Annotated in this window: 17 protein-coding genes and 1 riboswitch; of the genes, 11 read left to right on the top strand and 6 right to left on the bottom strand. The window is 31.4% G+C overall.

Going from position 1 to position 17,222, the window contains the following annotated elements; translation table 11 throughout:
• Positions 1–31: 31 nt before the first annotated feature.
• The 3 genes from PP176A_RS14210 to PP176A_RS14200 form a co-directional block, all read right to left on the bottom strand.
• Complete coding sequence (locus tag PP176A_RS14210; RefSeq protein WP_071141132.1) at positions 32–886, bottom strand: YitT family protein; 855 nt, start codon at positions 884–886, stop codon at positions 32–34.
• Entirely contained in the window at positions 867–2,429 is a 1,563-nt protein-coding gene (locus PP176A_RS14205; RefSeq protein WP_071141131.1) for a succinate CoA transferase, read from the bottom strand. Before PP176A_RS14205 ends, PP176A_RS14210 begins: the two co-directional genes overlap by 20 nt.
• 137 nt (positions 2,430–2,566) lie before the next feature.
• A riboswitch (cobalamin riboswitch) is annotated at positions 2,567–2,749 on the bottom strand.
• A gap of 118 nt (positions 2,750–2,867) precedes the next feature.
• Complete coding sequence (locus PP176A_RS14200; RefSeq protein ID WP_071141130.1) at positions 2,868–3,242, bottom strand: class II SORL domain-containing protein; 375 nt, start codon at positions 3,240–3,242, stop codon at positions 2,868–2,870.
• A 162-nt stretch (positions 3,243–3,404) separates the two neighbouring features.
• Between PP176A_RS14200 and PP176A_RS14195 the strand changes: the two genes are divergently transcribed.
• Both PP176A_RS14195 and PP176A_RS14190 read left to right on the top strand, forming a co-directional pair.
• Complete coding sequence (locus PP176A_RS14195) at positions 3,405–4,544, top strand: THUMP domain-containing class I SAM-dependent RNA methyltransferase (protein ID WP_071141129.1); 1,140 nt, start codon at positions 3,405–3,407, stop codon at positions 4,542–4,544.
• Positions 4,545–4,563: 19 nt separating this feature from the next.
• Positions 4,564–5,097, top strand: coding sequence for a cob(I)yrinic acid a,c-diamide adenosyltransferase (locus PP176A_RS14190; protein ID WP_071141138.1), 534 nt, complete (start codon positions 4,564–4,566; stop codon positions 5,095–5,097).
• Here the strand turns inward: PP176A_RS14190 and PP176A_RS14185 are convergent.
• Entirely contained in the window at positions 5,087–6,397 is a 1,311-nt protein-coding gene (locus PP176A_RS14185; RefSeq protein WP_071141128.1) for a methyl-accepting chemotaxis protein, read from the bottom strand. The genes PP176A_RS14190 and PP176A_RS14185 overlap by 11 nt on opposite strands.
• Before the next feature lie 309 nt (positions 6,398–6,706).
• Between PP176A_RS14185 and PP176A_RS14180 the strand changes: the two genes are divergently transcribed.
• The 4 genes from PP176A_RS14180 to PP176A_RS14165 all read left to right on the top strand — a co-directional run bounded on the left by PP176A_RS14180 (position 6,707) and on the right by PP176A_RS14165 (position 10,320).
• The gene (locus tag PP176A_RS14180; protein ID WP_071141127.1) at positions 6,707–7,516 is read left to right on the top strand and encodes a hypothetical protein; all 810 of its coding nucleotides are present in this window, start codon (positions 6,707–6,709) and stop codon (positions 7,514–7,516) included.
• A 59-nt stretch (positions 7,517–7,575) separates the two neighbouring features.
• Positions 7,576–7,806 (top strand): hypothetical protein, encoded by a 231-nt coding sequence (locus PP176A_RS14175; RefSeq protein ID WP_071141126.1) that lies wholly within the window; start codon positions 7,576–7,578, stop codon positions 7,804–7,806.
• Positions 7,807–7,887: 81 nt separating this feature from the next.
• Positions 7,888–9,012 carry a SpoIIE family protein phosphatase gene (locus PP176A_RS14170; protein WP_071141125.1) on the top strand — a complete coding sequence of 375 codons (1,125 nt, stop codon included), beginning with the start codon at positions 7,888–7,890 and terminating at the stop codon, positions 9,010–9,012.
• 21 nt (positions 9,013–9,033) lie between these two features.
• Positions 9,034–10,320 carry a glucose-6-phosphate isomerase gene (locus PP176A_RS14165; RefSeq protein ID WP_071141124.1) on the top strand — a complete coding sequence of 429 codons (1,287 nt, stop codon included), beginning with the start codon at positions 9,034–9,036 and terminating at the stop codon, positions 10,318–10,320.
• Positions 10,321–10,333: 13 nt separating this feature from the next.
• Here PP176A_RS14165 and PP176A_RS14160 read toward each other — a convergent pair whose 3' ends face one another.
• Positions 10,334–10,966 (bottom strand): nitroreductase family protein, encoded by a 633-nt coding sequence (locus tag PP176A_RS14160; RefSeq protein WP_071141123.1) that lies wholly within the window; start codon positions 10,964–10,966, stop codon positions 10,334–10,336.
• Positions 10,967–11,362: 396 nt separating this feature from the next.
• Between PP176A_RS14160 and PP176A_RS14155 the strand changes: the two genes are divergently transcribed.
• The 3 genes from PP176A_RS14155 to PP176A_RS14145 all read left to right on the top strand — a co-directional run bounded on the left by PP176A_RS14155 (position 11,363) and on the right by PP176A_RS14145 (position 14,352).
• Positions 11,363–12,142 carry a short-chain-enoyl-CoA hydratase gene (locus tag PP176A_RS14155; RefSeq protein ID WP_071141122.1) on the top strand — a complete coding sequence of 260 codons (780 nt, stop codon included), beginning with the start codon at positions 11,363–11,365 and terminating at the stop codon, positions 12,140–12,142.
• Between the two features lie 17 nt (positions 12,143–12,159).
• The gene (locus tag PP176A_RS14150; protein WP_071141121.1) at positions 12,160–13,014 is read left to right on the top strand and encodes a 3-hydroxybutyryl-CoA dehydrogenase; all 855 of its coding nucleotides are present in this window, start codon (positions 12,160–12,162) and stop codon (positions 13,012–13,014) included.
• A gap of 318 nt (positions 13,015–13,332) precedes the next feature.
• The gene (locus tag PP176A_RS14145) at positions 13,333–14,352 is read left to right on the top strand and encodes an LCP family protein (protein WP_071141120.1); all 1,020 of its coding nucleotides are present in this window, start codon (positions 13,333–13,335) and stop codon (positions 14,350–14,352) included.
• A 25-nt stretch (positions 14,353–14,377) separates the two neighbouring features.
• Here the strand turns inward: PP176A_RS14145 and murC are convergent, their stop codons facing one another.
• A complete protein-coding gene (gene murC, locus PP176A_RS14140) occupies positions 14,378–15,778 on the bottom strand; it encodes a UDP-N-acetylmuramate--L-alanine ligase (RefSeq protein WP_071141119.1) in 1,401 nt (466 codons plus the stop codon).
• A 224-nt stretch (positions 15,779–16,002) separates the two neighbouring features.
• Here murC and purR point away from each other — a divergent pair, with 224 nt between their 5' ends.
• Both purR and spoVG read left to right on the top strand, forming a co-directional pair.
• Positions 16,003–16,839 carry a pur operon repressor gene (purR, locus tag PP176A_RS14135; RefSeq protein ID WP_071141118.1) on the top strand — a complete coding sequence of 279 codons (837 nt, stop codon included), beginning with the start codon at positions 16,003–16,005 and terminating at the stop codon, positions 16,837–16,839.
• 94 nt (positions 16,840–16,933) lie between these two features.
• A complete protein-coding gene (gene spoVG, locus PP176A_RS14130; RefSeq protein WP_071141117.1) occupies positions 16,934–17,197 on the top strand; it encodes a septation regulator SpoVG in 264 nt (87 codons plus the stop codon).
• Positions 17,198–17,222: the final 25 nt, after the last annotated feature.

Below are 17,222 nucleotides of genomic sequence, written 5' to 3'. Positions count from 1 at the left end.
TAATAATAAATGATATTGTATTTGTCAAGGGTTAAAAATTTTCAATGTCCTTAAATCCTTCTCCTATTACTTCATGAACATTGTGAACTATTATAAAGGCATTTTTATCTATACTATTTATGAGATTTTTTAATAATACAAAATCTTTTCTGCTTAATATAGTTACAAGAACCTCTTTATCGCTTCCGGTGAATCCTCCTTTAGCTTCATACAAAGTGGCACCCTTCCCTAAACTTTTTATTATATAATCGTTTATTACCTCGCTGTAGTTGCTTACTATAACAACTTGTTTACGGATATTCATACTTTCAATGGCTGCATCTATTACTAAACCATTTAGCAACACACCTAATAACGAATACAGGCCAATTTGCAGTCCATAGGCGAAGCCAGCTGCCAATGTTATTGAAAGATCGGAAATGAGCACACCCCGACCTAAATCTATACCCCAGAACCTATTTAATATTTTGGCTATAATATCTGTTCCGCCTGTTGAGGCATTTTGATTGAATACTATGCCCATGCCTATTGCAGATATTATAACACCCAAAATAAGCTGTATCAGTATATCATTTGCTAATGGTTTTTTCATGGGAAAAATTTTTTCAAATAATAATACCAAAACCGAGACCCCAAAACTTGCATATATGGTTTTAAAACCGAAATTAGTTCCGATAAAGATAAAGCCAATTGCAAATAGAAAAATATTTATAATTATCATAAGAAGTCCGATTGATAAATTCGGGATAAAATGATTTATAACAATAGCTAAACCATTAGCCCCGCCTACAGATAGATTTTTTGGCATTAAAAAAAAGTATAGACCGATTGCTACCAGTGACATTCCAACGGTAATTTTTATATATTCATTTGCTTTTTTCTTCATAGTCATCACCCTTTCTATTTATTAAATTTGCATAACAAACTATGTTGCCTCTTTTCATCGTGTCGGTTTTTTCTAATGATTCAAAACATTTAAAAGCCCTATTTAGTAATATAGGTATGTTCTTTTTACTCTTCATAGCTTCTTTCAAATAATCCGAAAGTAAATCCTTATAAATAGGATTAGCACAATTGTTTATTATGCTTATAGCTCTTTCCTTTGGACTTAAACCTCTCAAATCCGCTATTCCTTGCTCAGTAATAATTATGTTGACATCATGTTCGGTGTGATCGACATGAGATACAAGAGGTACTACGGTGGAAATAGTTTCATTTTTAGCTGTGGACTTTGTAAAGAATACTGACAGATAGGCATTTCTGGCAAAATCTCCTGAGCCTCCTATCCCATTCATGAGATTTCCACCCATTATATTAGAGGAATTTACATTACCGTATATATCTACTTCTATTGCCGTATTCATTGCTATGACCCCGAGTCTTCGGATTATTTCCGGGTTATTGCTAATCTCTTGTGGCCTCAATATTATCTTCGATTTATATCTTTTAATATCATCATAAAATTTATTTAATCCTTCCGGAGAAGGGGAAATAGCAGTTCCGGACGCTATTTGTACTTTTCCTATATCTATTAAGTCCAACATTGAATCCTGTATTACCTCTGAATAAAATTGAAGGTTATCATACTTTGAACGAGAGAATCCATTTAGTATTGAATTTGATACTGAACCGACCCCGGATTGAAAGGGCAATAATTTTCTTGGAATTCTGCCTGCTTTGATTTCATGGTCTAAAAATTCCAAAAAAATTTCCGCCATTAAATTACTGTCTTTATTTGGTTCTGCTAATTTTTTAACATCATCTCTTATATCCGTGAAAACTATGGCGATTATCTTATTTTTATCTATTTGGATATAATTTGTACCGATTCTATCTTTGCAGTTTAGTATAGGTATAGGCGTTCTTTTTGGGGGATTTGGTAAAGTATATATGTCGTGTATTCCTCTTAGATCTATTGGTTGACTTGTATTTATTTCTATTATTAATTTTTTAGCTTTTTTTACTATAGTTGGTGTTATACCTACAGAGGTAGTTGGTATCATACATCCGTTTTCGGTAATTTCAGATGCTTCTACGATTCCGATATCTATATCTTCCAAATAATTATAATTAATGTATTGAGGCAATAGGCTTAAATGAACATCACAAAATTGAATGTCTCCATTGTTTATAGCTTTTCTACAGCTATCATTTGTTTGATAGGGAATTCTTTTTTTTGTAATATTATTTCTGGCTAATTCACCGTCCAATTCATCTCCGACGGAAGCTCCTGTAATTAATGTAATTTTTATATTTTCGTTATTGTTTTTAATTCTTTTACTAAGTGCTAATGGTGTAGCTTTTGGATATCCTGAAGGAGTAAAGCCACTTGTAGCAATTGTCATACCATTTTTAATAAATAGTGCAGCGTTTTCAGCTGTAGTTATTTTTTTTCTTAGCTCAATATCTTTTATTCTATCTTCTATCACTCTTTTAACCTCCTCATGATTTTGGGCAATAAAAAAGTTCCTGAACTCGGCGGTTTCAGGAACTGTGACAAGCAAAATAACATTATGTATTTACATAATAATTCTATTCTGAAACACTCCCTATCTACCGTAGAGTTTTTAGTGCATTAGCAAAGGCAGGTATCCTGACTTAGGTTCATAGAATTTTAAGCCTTCCCAATTTCTCAGTGGCATATTTTAAAATTCTCACCTTCACAGTGGCGGGACCGTACAAGACTTTTACTTGTTTCCCTTTTAAACAAAGAAATATAAATCTTTGTACCTTTACCTAAATATTAAATTTAACTACAATTAAAATATATAATATAAATAACTTTTAGTCAAGGATACCAGAACAAGGAGATAGATTATTATAAAAAAAGATGAAGCTTCTTTTTAACAGCCTCATCTTTTACCTCACTATTCTACGGAAATTTCTATGCTATTTTCCCATAGACCGTGAATATTACAATAGCTTAACGCATGAATTGTACCGGATTTATCAATTTTTGTAGTCAGAGAAACGGAAGGCTCATTGTATATTTCGCTTTCTCCGTGAGCACTGAATTCAGAATTTCCGATTTCTATTGGGAATTTTGCATCTTTAGGCTGAAAGAATATTTTTATCCAACAAATGTGATGTTCCAAAGTATTCGGGTGAGGTATTTTTTCTCCTACTATTGCTTTTATTTCAAATGCTTCTCCTTTTTTAACTTTTTCAGGGGCATGAATTACAGGCACATGTTTTTCACCCTTCCAATCTCCGCTTTGAATTGTTTCTCCTATATTTTTCATATATTAAAGACCCTCCCTATTGTTTTTTGTTTTCTATATTCGTCATATAGAATTTAACCTATAACATTATATACCCAAGGATTTTAAAAAGTACTCATTTAAAAAGTATTTAATTTAGTTTTGGTGTATAATATTAAGGTAATTAATTATTGGGAGGATAAAATGGGACAAATAGAACTTATTGCGACCTCGACTTTTGGTTTGGAATCATTAGTTAAAAGGGAGCTTTTAAAATTAGGATATACGGATTTAAAAGTTGAAAATGGAAAGGTAACATTTAAAGGTGAAGAAAAAGATATTGCAAAGACAAATATCTGGCTTAGAACTGCCGATAGGGTATTCTTAAAAATGGGGGAATTTAAGGCTTTAACCTTTGATGAATTGTTCGAAAAAACTAAAGCACTTCCTTGGGAAGAATGGATAGATGAAGACGGGGAGTTTACCGTAAACGGAAAATCCGTGGATTCTAAGCTATTCAGCATTTCAGATTGCCAAGCCATAGTTAAAAAAGCAGTTGTAGAAAAATTAAAAACAAAATATAAAACTGAATGGTTTAAAGAAACAGGAGCTAAATTTACAATATTGGTTTCGATTTTAAAAGATGTGGTAACTCTATCCATTGATACTTCAGGGGAAGCCCTTCATATGAGAGGATACAGAAAAATGCATGTCAATGCACCTGTAAAGGAAACAATTGCTGCGGCTATGATTCAACTAAGTTATTGGAGTCCGGAGAGAATACTTATTGATCCATTTTGCGGTTCCGGCACTATTCCCATTGAAGCTGCTATGATAGGGAAAAATATCGCTCCGGGAATACAGAGAAGTTTTGCGGCAGAAGATTGGCAAAAAATAAAAGAAGAATATTGGAAAGAAGAAAAGATTTTTGCAAGGAAATCTATTATACAGGAGAGAGAACTGAAAATTTTTGGGTATGATATTGATAAAGAAGCTGTTAAAATTGCAAGAGAGAATACGTATGAGATGGGAGTGGACGACTGTATTACCTATGAAACAAAGGATGCATTGCAACTAAGCTCCAAGAAAAAATACGGAGTTATCATATCAAATCCTCCCTATGGAGAGAGAATGGGAGAGAAAGAAAAAGTAGAGGATTTATACAGAAAAATGGGTGAAGTTTTCAGTTTTTTGGATACATGGTCTCTTTATTTTCTTACATCTAACGAGGAGTTTGAAAAAATATACGGAAGGAGAGCTGATAGGAGAAGAAAATTATTTAATGGAAAAATTAAAGTGAATTATTATCAGTTTTATGGTCCAAGACCAAAAAAGAGAAATTAAAATGAAGGAGGAATTATTTGTGAAGATATACACGAAAACCGGGGATAAAGGGCAGACAAGTCTTTTTGACAATAAGAGAGTATCAAAAGATGATATAAGAGTTGAAAGTTATGGCACTGTAGATGAGCTGGTATCATTTTTGGGTCTTGCTAAAAATTATATAAAAGACGATAAGGATACATATGAATTAATAAATCATATTCAGAATAAACTTTTTATTGTTGCAGCCAATCTTGCCACAGAAGATCAAACAAAGGTTCCTCATAGAATAAAAGATGAGGATATAGACTATCTTGAAAAAAATATAGATAAGTATATGGCAAAGGTAAAAAAGCCCACAGGTTTTGTATTACCTGGGGCCGGACAAGCATCTTCATATTTTCATGTATCAAGAACAGTTGCCAGAAGAGCCGAAAGAAGAACAATTTCTCTTCAAAAAAATGCTGAAATAGATTCAAATGTTGTGAAATATTTAAACAGATTATCTGATTTACTCTATTCCATAGCAAGATATTTTGAAGAAGAAGAAATAAAAGTAGATTTTATACATTAAATTTTTCTACCATTTTATTTAGTTTATCTGCAATTTCCGATAAGCTTTCAATGGAAGAGGTGATTTCCTCCATGGCTGCAAGATTTTTATCTATTGCTTCCGAACTGGTTTGAGATGCTGCAGTAGTTTCTTCTGATATAGCGGATATTTCCGTAGCTCTTTCAAGGATATATTCGCTATTATTTCTTACCTCTTTAGAAGCTTCCGCAATTTCGACTATTGAAAGATTGATCTTATCGAATTTTTCCACCAATTCTTCAAAAGAAGCTTTAGTTAAATCAGCGACTTCTACACTTTCATTAACTATTCCGCTTACCTTTTCAATGCTGTCTACAGCACTTTTACTGCTTCCTGTAACGGAATTTGTAATTTTGGATATCTCATCTGAATATGTATGGGTTTCGTCGGCAAGTTTTCTTATTTCATCTGCCACTACAGCAAATCCCTTTCCTGATTCTCCTGCTCTTGCTGCTTCAATTGCTGCATTTAATGCAAGAAGATTCGTTTGTTCTGCTATTTGGTTTATGATTACTACTATATTTTCAATGTTTTTAATTTGTTCATTAAGATTTTCGATTATTCCTGAAGTATTTTTGGTAGAAGAATCAATTAAACTTACCTTATCGATTATCTTTTCCATATCTTTGCTACCTTTTTCTGCTGATTTGGCCATGGAAGCTGAAAGGTCCGTAGCCAATTGAGTATTTTTTTCTGTATTTTGTGAAAGAGTAGTAAGATTGGATATGGCTTCGCTTAATTCAGTAATATTTTTTGATGTATCTTCTGAACCGGAGGCTATATCGTTAACACTGGAAGCGATTTGTTCCACTGCCTGAGTAGTATCTTCGACAATATCAGACAGATCTTTGGCGTTTTTAGATAATACCTCAGAATTCTGTGTTATTCCTGTAATCATATTTTTTATATTTGAATTAGCCTTGCTTAATGAATCCGTGATTCCACTGAATTTATTTTTACCGTTGAATAAACTTATTTCGTTTAAGTTGCCTCTAGAGATTTCTTCAATAACCGGTTCGATAGCTTTGAAGAACTTTACAAGCCAACGGCTAATTGAGAAATAGGTTATTAATAAGAAAATAATTATGTTTACAAATGAAAAAATTAACATTATAAAATTAGGACTAACATTCATATGTTCTGCTAATAAGACGTATAATCCATTTGATATTAAGGTACTTATAAGTAAGTTAATTACTAAATGTGTTATAAGTCCTATTTTAATTTTAGATAGATTGTTATCTTTATTTTTTGTGTTTTCCTTTGTAGTTTTGCTTTCCATAATAAACCCCCCTTAAATATAATAATTTTACAATACAATATCTATTGTACATTAAATCGACAAAAAATGAAATAATATAAAGTAATAATTGCTAATAAAAAAATTATAATTAGATTTATGATATAATTAAATAGTAAGTGAGGTTTTTAAATTTATAGGTTGAAATTGTATACAAGACATGATAATATATAAAAAAGACTTCTATAGAAGCATTAATAAATCAGAGAAGCCTTTTTGAAACTTATTTCAAATTATATTGAGAAAAATGGAACTTTCCTATAGGCTATAAAATTAAGGAAGGGTGAGAGAATGAATAATAAGATTAAAAATATAGTGGGTATACTGATTTTGGCAATAGTAATAGTTGTTTTTTATATTTTTCAATCCTCCAATAATATTAATAGTAATACTTTTATTACTTCGGGACTTCTTTTAAGCAAAGATGAGGAGGGTGATAGTCATTCAATTATCCTTCAAATATTGGGAGAAGATAAAGAAAGTGAGTTAAAAGAAATTACGATCTATGTAAAAAATAAAAAGCTATGGGATGGTTTGAAGAAGGATAAATATTATTATATGACTTATTCTCAAGATGATTCAAAGAATAAGACTTTAATTAAAGCTCAATTAAATGAATCTCTGAGAGAAACGATATATGATAAAGCATTGAAAGAGGAAAATGAAAAGACTGAACAGGAAGAAAAATTAGAATATGTACATCTTTCCGGAGACAAACTTGATACTTCCGATTTGACTCTCTTAGACAGTAAAAAAGTTGATCTGGATAGAGACGGAGAAGATGAAAGTATAGAGATGTATACTACAGCTCAAAGGTATGATAATGGAGAAATAGCATGGGATGATGGACAGAAATGGTTTCTCATTATAAAAGATGAAGATGGAGAATTTGTTTTATTTGATGATTATATACAATTGGGAGCATTGGAATTTTGGGTGTTTACATCTAAAGATGATTATCATATAGCTACCCTTCAGACGGGCTCTGCTACATTTAAGTTGTCTGATTTTAAATATGACAATAAAGAAAAGGGATTTGTAAAAAAGGATATATTTAATCCCGATTATTTAAATGTAATCTATAATTCTTCTATAAAGTAAGGTGAATTAAAGCATTCATTTCAATTGAGGTGAATGCTTTTTTAAAAGGAGATAGTTTAATGGGAAAAATAAAAAAGATTTTGATTCTTAACAATGAAGTTGAAGCCATGTTACTGGATGAAATATTGTCAGAAAAAAATATTCCTCATGTTTTAAGGAGTTATCATGATCAGGTTTATGATGGCATATTTCAGAATCAATTAGGATGGGGTTCTATAGATGCAGATGAGATATATAGGGAAGAAATAATCAATATTTATCATGATATTTTACAGAACACTCAAGATTAATATTAAATTGTTTTGTATTTTATTGTATAGTGTGTTATTATGAAGGCGAGCAAAAAAATTTCTAAAATATGGGTGATAGCTATGTTGGAAAAGAACAAAGTTAGTTATTTTGAAGACCAAATAAAAAATTTCAATATGCTTAATTATCACGTTCTTGAGGGAATGGCGGACTGGGTCAGAGTTATAGACAGAAATGGGACAATTATATATGCAAATAAGACCATGAAAGGTGCTCTGGGAACAGAAATTGTAGGGAAAAAATGTTATGAAGCTCTTGGTAAAATTAGGCCCTGCAGTTTTTGCATTACTGAAAGAAGTATAGCAACAGGAGAAATTATACAAAAAGAAGAAAATGTCGGAGATCGTATTTTTTCTGTTAAGAGTTCACCTGTATCAGATTCCGATGGTAACATATATGCCGCGGTGGAAGTGTTTAGGGATGTCACAAGAGAAAGAAAATTAGAGAATGAGTTGAGGGAAAAAACTAAAAAACTCAACAAAGATATTACATTTGCAAAGGTTCTTCAAGAAAAAATTCTTCCCAGAAAGGGCTCCTATAATAATATTAAAATCAACTATTTGTACAAGCCATGTGAAATGCTCAGCGGAGATATGTTTGATGTTTTTTATATAGACAAGGACAATATAGGCATATATATAAGTGATGTGGCTGGCCACGGGATTACCGCGTCAATGATGACCATGTTTATAAGACAGACCATGAGAGCAATAAAAGATGATATACTCAGTCCTTCTAAAACCTTAACGGAACTTCATAAAAGATTTATAGATTTAAACTTAGATGATGAAAAATATCTTACAATATTCTATGGCATCTTTAATTGTTCTACCGATACATTTAAATACGCAAATGGCGGACATAATTGTATTCCCATATTATTTGATGATAATAATGTGGAATTGCTGAAGATGAAAGGATATCCAATTTCTTACTTATTTGATGAAATACATTATAATGAGAATATGGTTCAACTGAAAAATGGAGATAGAATACTTTTTTATACAGATGGAATATTAGAAGTAAGAAATAAAAATAAGGAAGAATTCGGAGAGAAAAGAATAATAAAAGCGGTTAAAGAGGCTCCCGAAAGTCCTATAAAAAATATAGAAAACAAAGCTAATTCGTATATGTATGGAGATCAAAAAGATGATTTTGCATTGGTGTTAATGAAGGTAGAAAAGTGATCATTAATAGGAGGATATATTATGAAAGATATTATTTTAGATTATGCCAATGGATTTGTTTCTGATGAGGAAATATTAAGATTAGAACCTCAGTTGAAAACAGTTCATCGTATATTATATGAAGGCAAGGATCAAAATGTAGGATGGTTGAATTATCCTAACGAGTATGACAGAAAAGAATTTGAGATGATTAAGGAGTCAGCGGAAAAGGTGAGAAGCAATTCGGAAGCCTTTATAGTTATCGGAATAGGGGGATCATATTTAGGCTCAAGAGCAGTGGTAGAGAGTATAAGCCATTCCTTTTATGATAATATGGCAGTAAAGAAAAATAATATTGAGATATATTTTGTAGGCAATAACATTAGTGGCACTTATTTAAAGGAATTAATGGATGTATTGGAAGGAAAAGATATATCTATCAACGTTATATCCAAGTCAGGAACTACTTTAGAACCGGCTATTGCTTTCAGAATATTTAAGGAATATATGGAAAGAAAATACGGAAGGAAGAATTCTAAGGAGAGAATATATATAACTACGGACAAAGAAAAAGGTGTTCTTAGCCAAATAGCTGAGGAGGAAGGGTATAACAGATTTACTATTCCTAACGATATCGGAGGCAGATATTCGGTATTTACTCCTGTAGGAATTTTTCCTATAGCGGTAGCCGGAATAGATATTGATAAGTTAATGGAAGGAGCTCAATCAGGAGTAATGGAATATTCCTCGGATATAATAAAAGAAAATATTTCCTATATATATGGAGCTATCAGAAATATTTTATATAGGAAGGGAAAAGAAATAGAGATATTGGTTTCTTATGAACCAAGGCTGTTTTATCTTCAAGAGTGGTGGAAACAATTATTTGGAGAAAGCGAAGGAAAAGACGGAAGAGGTATATATCCTTCTTCTTTGAGCCTGACAACTGATCTACATTCAATGGGCCAATTGGTTCAGGATGGGAGAAGAAATATGTTTGAAACTGTTTTGAATGTAATTAGCCCGAGAGAGGATATAGTTATCCGGAAGGATGAGAAAGACTTAGATAACTTAAACTTTTTGGCTGGGAAAAGTATGGATTTTGTAAATAAAAAAGCTTTTGAAGGAACTCTTAAGGCCCATGTAGACGGCGGAGTACCAAATTTAATCATTAATATGCCCAAAATTGACGAGTATTTTTTAGGAAAACTTATGTATTTTTTTCAAAAATCCTGTGCGGTAAGCGGATACCTTTTAGGAGTTAATCCTTTTGACCAGCCCGGCGTTGAAAAATATAAAAAGAATATGTTTGAATTGTTGAGAAAATAGACTAATCAATTGATTAGTCTATTATTGTTAATATTTCTTCTATTGGTTTTCTTGTAGAACTTATTATTTCATTTTCTGAAGGAACTCCTAAAGGAGCCATACATACCAAGCTATAGCCGTCTTTATGAAACCCAATATATTCTTCTATTTCCTTTTTAGCCAACATAGGTCCTGTCATCCAACATCCTCCATATCCCAGATTAGCTGCTGCAAGAAGTAAATTTTCCATAGCTGCACCTATATTTTGAATTCTGGGCTCTACATTTATGTATTCCTCAATTTCTTCTTTTGCCACTTTAGCATTTTTAAGGATTTTTTTCCTGTTGTCAGGGTAAGGGCCGGCATATACAAATACTGTTATCGGCGCATCTTTAAAGAATATATGATTATCTATAGACGATATAAATTTATTTTTTTCGATTCCGTCTTTAATGTATTGCGATAATTTTAATTCTTTATTTTTAACTATATCTGCTATTTCATTTAGTTTATTTCTATTTTTAATCACAATGAAATGCCAATTTTGAGAATTCTTGCCTGAAGGAGCCAAAGTTGCGGCTTTAATTATCTCAATTAAATCTTTATCGGGAATATTTTCATCTTTGAACTTTCTTATACTATGTCTTCTTATAATAAAATCCAGCATTGAACCACCCCTTTAGTATTAATTATTAGATGTATTACCCAAAAAAATTTTTTTAACGCTACATTATAAAATAAAGTTTGTGTTGCTATAAATTGATAATTTTTTGATAAAAAATTGCCAAATTTAGTAAATAAAATAATTACAATTTTTATAATTAATGCTAAATCAATTTATAATTTTAATTATAATATAAACTTCAAGGTAATTTCCGCAAGAATAGTAATATAGTTATAAAAAAGGGTAATGGGGAAACATAATATATAATAATATTTTATGAATTTGAATATAAATTAACAATTTAATTTGAGTTTTTTATCAGAATAATATTGATTTATTATTTGTTATTTGATAAAATATAAACAAACAGAATGTTTATATTGTGTTGGGGGGGATTATATGAATTTTAATAATTTATTATTTAAAAAATCGGATAATATTGGGATATTGTCTATTAATAGGCCGAAAGCTCTGAATGCTTTGAACACAGAGTTATTAAAAGAATTGGATAGAGCCATAGATTTAATTGAAGAAGATAATGAAGTACATATTATTATTATAACAGGTGAGGGAAGAGCTTTTGTGGCAGGAGCAGATATTGCCGAAATGAAGGACATGGATACGGCAAGAGCCAGAGAATTTGCCAAAACTGGATCCAAAGTATTTAGAAAAATAGAATTGCTGGAAAAGCCTGTTATCGCGGCAGTAAATGGGTTTGCTTTAGGAGGAGGCTGTGAGTTATCTATGTCTTGTGATATAAGGATTGCTTCCGATAAAGCTAAATTTGGGCAGCCTGAAGTAGGATTGGGAATTATACCGGGATTTTCTGGGACTCAAAGACTTGCAAGATTAGTAGGGTTAGGAAAAGCTAAAGAGATTATATACACGGCAAATATGATTAATGCTCAGGAAGCATATGAAATCGGATTGGTAAATAAAGTCGTTCCTCTTGAATCATTAATGGATGAAGTTATTTCCTTGGCAAAAAAAATTGATTCCAATGGACAGATAGCAGTCAGATTAGCAAAAACTTCCATCAACAGAGGAATAGAAACGGATATTGAAACTGGAATAGCTATAGAAAAAGACCTATTTGGGATTTGTTTTTCTACAGAAGATCAAAAAGAAGGAATGGAAGCGTTTTTAGAAAAACGTAAGCCAAACTATAAATTAAGATAAATTTTGGAGGTGTTTTTATGAAAAGAGTAGGAGTTTTAGGAAGAGGTACTATGGCTTCCGGAATTATTCAAGTATTAGCTGAAAATGATTATGATGTGATGGTGTGGGTAAGAAATATTGATACCAACTCACCAAGAGGAAGTTTAAAAATAGTTGATAAAAATTTGAATAGGAAAGTTCAAAAAGGAAAATTATCAGAAGAAGATAAAAATAAAATATTGGGGAAAATAGATATTATAACGAAGTATGAAGATTTAAAGGATTGCGATCTTGTAATCGAAGCACTCTCTGAAGATATGTCTCTTAAAAAAGATACTTTTAAGGTACTCGATGAAGTATGTAAGAAAGAAGCAATACTTGCTACAAACACTTCATCTTTGTCTATAACCGACATTGCAAGTGCTACAAAAAGACCTGATAAAGTTATAGGAATGCATTTCTTTAATCCTGTACCGGTTATGAAACTTGTTGAAGTAATAAAAGGAATTTCAACCTCGTCAGCAACAAGAGATGAAGTATTTGAATTCGCAGGAAAGCTTGGGAAAACTCCCGTAGAAGTAGAAGAAGCCCCGGGATTTGTTGTTAATAGGATACTTATTCCTATGATAAATGAAGCCATAGGAATATTGGCCGACGGAGTTGCCAGTGCCGAAGATATAGATGAAGCTATGAAACTCGGTGCAAATCATCCTATAGGACCTTTGGCATTAGGAGATTTAATAGGATTGGATGTTTGTTTGGCGATCATGGATGTGCTGTATAATGAGTTTGAAGACAGCAAGTACAGGGCTCATCCTCTTTTGAGAAAGATGGTAAGAGGTGGATTGTTGGGAAGAAAAACCGGTAAAGGTTTCTTTGACTACACAAAATAATTAATATAAACAATAAATGCAAAAAATTCCTCAGCTTTTAAAGCTAAGGAATTTTTTGCATTTATACAAATAAAAAGGTTTGATTAAAACAATTGAACTGAGTGCAGACTATTATTATAAAAAAGGCTTTAATAAAAATATTAATAAATTTAGGAAACCTTTTTGAAACCCATTACAAAAAACCTAAATTAATAAAAATGGAATTTTCCTATGGGTTATAAAAAATTTGCTTTTTCCATGTAAAGTTAAGTTTAAATGGGTCTTTCATATAAGTTTTTTATGTTGGGTGAGGTAAATTATTGGGATAGGGTGACATATATGAAAGATTTTTTAAAAATTTTTTTTCTTTCTCTGAGTTGTTTTTTGTTGGCGTTTCTTTTTGGATCATATGTTAGTATTCAGGAAAAGGGGATTAATACAAAAATTGGAGAGAAAAATATTATTGATCGTAAGCAAGATGAAAATGATAATAAAAAAAACCGGGAAGCAGAAAATGAAAATGAAGAAAATGTTCAGAAAGAGAATATCAACTCTTTAGAAATAGGAGTTAAAAACAGTGATAGAATAAATATAATATTATTGGGGATGGAGGATGTAAGATCAGATACTATAGTATTTATTTCAATTGATCCGGAACAAAATAATGTGGACTTAATTTCTATACCGAGAGATACTTATCTTCATAGAAAAGGATATGATAAAGCGGAGGAAAGAAAAATCAATTGCGTATATGGACAGCACGGTACTGACGGAGTTAAAAAGGCAGTGGAATACGTTCTTGCCGGAATACCGGTCGATTATTATATAATGGTTGATTATGCCGGAGTGGAAAAGATAGTAGATTCTGTAGGTGGCGTAGAAGTAACAGTTCCATTTCCGATGAAGTATAAGGACCCGACTGCAGAGCCACCTCTAAACATAAATATATCACAAGGAAAACAAATTTTAGATGGGAAAAAGGCGATTCAATTTTTAAGATACAGAAAGGGAAACGGAGGAAAATCAGGCTATAAAAATGGAGATATAGGCAGAATAAAAGCTCAACAAGAATTTATGAAATCATTTATAAATAAATCCTTAAGTTATAAACTTCCATTTGTAATCAAAGCATGTTTTGATTATGTAAAAACTGATATTCCTTTAAAGGAAGCTGTTACAATAGGCAAAATCGTTTTTAAAATGAAAACGGAAGATTTTACTTTTAATACCTTGGCTGGAACGGGAGATTATAAAGAAGTAAACGGTAAAACTCTTTCATATTTTATTCAAGATGAAGAAGCTACAAAAGAAATGTTGGAAAAAATATATGGTGTAACAAAAGAAGCTTTTAGTAAATAAAAGCTTCTTTTGTTACACAAAATTTTTAAATTGCTTTTTTCCTGTTTTCCTCTAATAGCATATCCCCTATTTGATATATGTTTCCTGCTCCCATTGTCACTATTAAATCTTCCGGAACTGCATTTTCAAGAAGATAATTTTTAATTGATTCGAAAGAACTCATATAAATAGCATCGACTCCTTTTTTTTGCAATAAAGCCACAAGATCTTTTGCGTGAATGATTCCCGTATCCTTTTCTCTTGCAGCATATATATCTGTTATTATAATTTTATCAGCATCATAGAAAGATTCAGAGAACTCATTTAAAAGAAGCTTTGTTCTTGAATATGTATGAGGTTGAAATATACACCATAAGTTTTTAGGTTTAGTTCTTTTTAATGCAGCTAAAGATGCTTTAATCTCTGTAGGATGATGAGCATAGTCATCTACAATTTTAATATTATTAGAATACCCCTTTGTTTCCAACCTTCTATGGGTTCCTCTGTATTCTTTAATGGAATGAATTATATCTTCCATAGGTACATTGCAGATGGAAGCAGCGGCGATACTTGCTAAAGCATTGTATATATTGTGTACTCCCATAACGTTTAATTCCACAGTATAATGTTTTTTACCTTTAACATTTAAGATAAACTTAGGATATCCGTCCTGAGCATAGGAAATATTTTCGGCAACATAATCACTCTGGTTATTAATACCGAAGGTTATTATATTACAATGAGAAGTATTTATTACCTTTTTTGAATGTTTGTCATCTAAGTTTATAATTAAATAGCCGTCTTTTTTGATATTTGCCGCATATTCCGAAAATGTGTTTACGATATGATCAATATTTCTGAAATAATCCAAATGATCTTCTTCCATATTTAATATAATTGCCATTGTGGGTCGATATTTAAGAATATTTCCCTTATATTCACAGGCTTCAGTAAGCAAAAGATCTTTACCGCCCATCAAAACATTTCCTCCGATATCATCTAACTCACCACCTAAAAGTATGGTGGGATCTAAAGTAGAATTTTTAAATATGGTGGACAGCATGCTGGTAGTAGTAGTCTTTCCGTGAGTTCCCGAAACGGCAATGGAATGTTTATAGTTTTTCATAATCATTCCTAAAAAGTTACCTCTGTCTATAGTTGGTATAGCTCTTTTTTTTGATTCTAAAAGTTCTGGATTATCCTTTGATATGGCATCCGTATATATCACCAAATTGGCATTGTTGATATTTTCAGCCCTGTGTCCAAGAAAGATATCTGCTCCCTGAGTTTTTAACTTATTAAGTATTAAAGAATTTTTCATATCAGAACCCGAAACTTTATAACCTTCCATAAGAAGAATTTCGGCTAATCCGCTCATGCTTATGCCTCCGATTCCTATAAAATGTACATGATTGAATCTGTGTTCTTTTATATCAAAAGAAAACATAAATCTACCTCCTAATACAATGTTTTTTTCATTATATATCTATTATTACCAAAGAACGTATTATTATCATTCTATTCAAAAATTTTTCCTTTGCAACTCATATCATTGATAGATTATATCATATTTTTAAAAATATAAAAAGGAATACTATTTAATGTGTTGAATTTTTGTATGAAAAAGGATAAAATTAATTAAATACAAAAGTTTAAAATTAAGGTGATTATATGAAAAAATTAAAGAGAAACGAAAGAGTTGCAGGAATAATGTACATATTGACTACTAAACCTAATTATGTATTTTCTTATAGATATTTTTGTGAACTATTTGATGTAAAAAAATCAAGTATCAGCGGAGACATATCAATAATAAAAGAATTGGTAGAGAAGATTGAGATAGGAACAATCGAAACTATTACCGGTTCAGGTGGAGGAGTCAAATTTGCACCGAAAGTTCAGAAGGAGAAGACCAAGTATTTTTTGGAACAGTTATGTAAGGATTTGTCCGAACCTAACAGAATTATTTCCGGTGGATTTATATATATGCTGGATATTTTGTATTCACCTCATATTGTGAAAGAGCTGGGGATTATATTTGCCAATGAATTTATGGATAAGGGAATTGATTATGTGGTGACTATAGAAACTAAAGGTATACCTATAGCATTGATGACGGCCGAGATACTGAATGTTCCATTGGTTATAATCAGAAAAAATATTAAAGTGACTGAAGGTTCCACAGTTAACATAAATTATATATCCGGTTCTACCAAAATAATCCAGACAATGTCTCTTTCCAGAAAAGCTTTAAGGGAAATGTCAAAAGTTTTAATCATTGATGATTTTATGAAAGGGGGAGGTACGGTTAGGGGAATATATGAGATGATGGAGGAATTTAATGTAGAAGTAGCGGGTACTGGAGTTTTGATTTCAACCATGAGTCCTGAAAAGAAACTTGTAAATAATTATACTTCATTGATGATTTTGAAGGATGTAGATGAGGAGAACAGGAAGATTGATTTAATTTCCAATTTTGAATATTTAAATCATATTAAGAAAAATTAATATTATTTAAAAAAGAAGAAGGATTTTTGCAAAATTTAGAGAATATAAAAAATATTTAATAAACATTGCATCTCCGGGAAGGTGGTGAAAGGTATTGAAGGTAACTGACGTAAGGGTTAGAAAAGTTGCTGATGAAGGTAAGATGAAGGCCATAGTTTCCGTTACATTTGATAATGAATTTGTTGTCCATGATATAAAAATAATCGAAGGACAAAATGGATTATTTATTGCGATGCCCAGCAGAAAAATGGCCGATGGGGAGTTCAGAGATATAGCACATCCGATTAATCCGGAAACCAGAGCAAAGATTCAAGAAGCTATATTTGAAGAGTATGAGAAAAGTATATCAGAGGAGTAGTTAAAGGACCAAAAGTGGTCCTTTT

This window comes from Sporanaerobacter sp. PP17-6a (genome assembly GCF_900095615.1).
Lineage (GTDB): Bacteria > Bacillota > Clostridia > Tissierellales > Acidilutibacteraceae > Acidilutibacter > Acidilutibacter cellobiosedens.
This window is presented reverse-complemented; position numbering and strand designations above follow the sequence as displayed.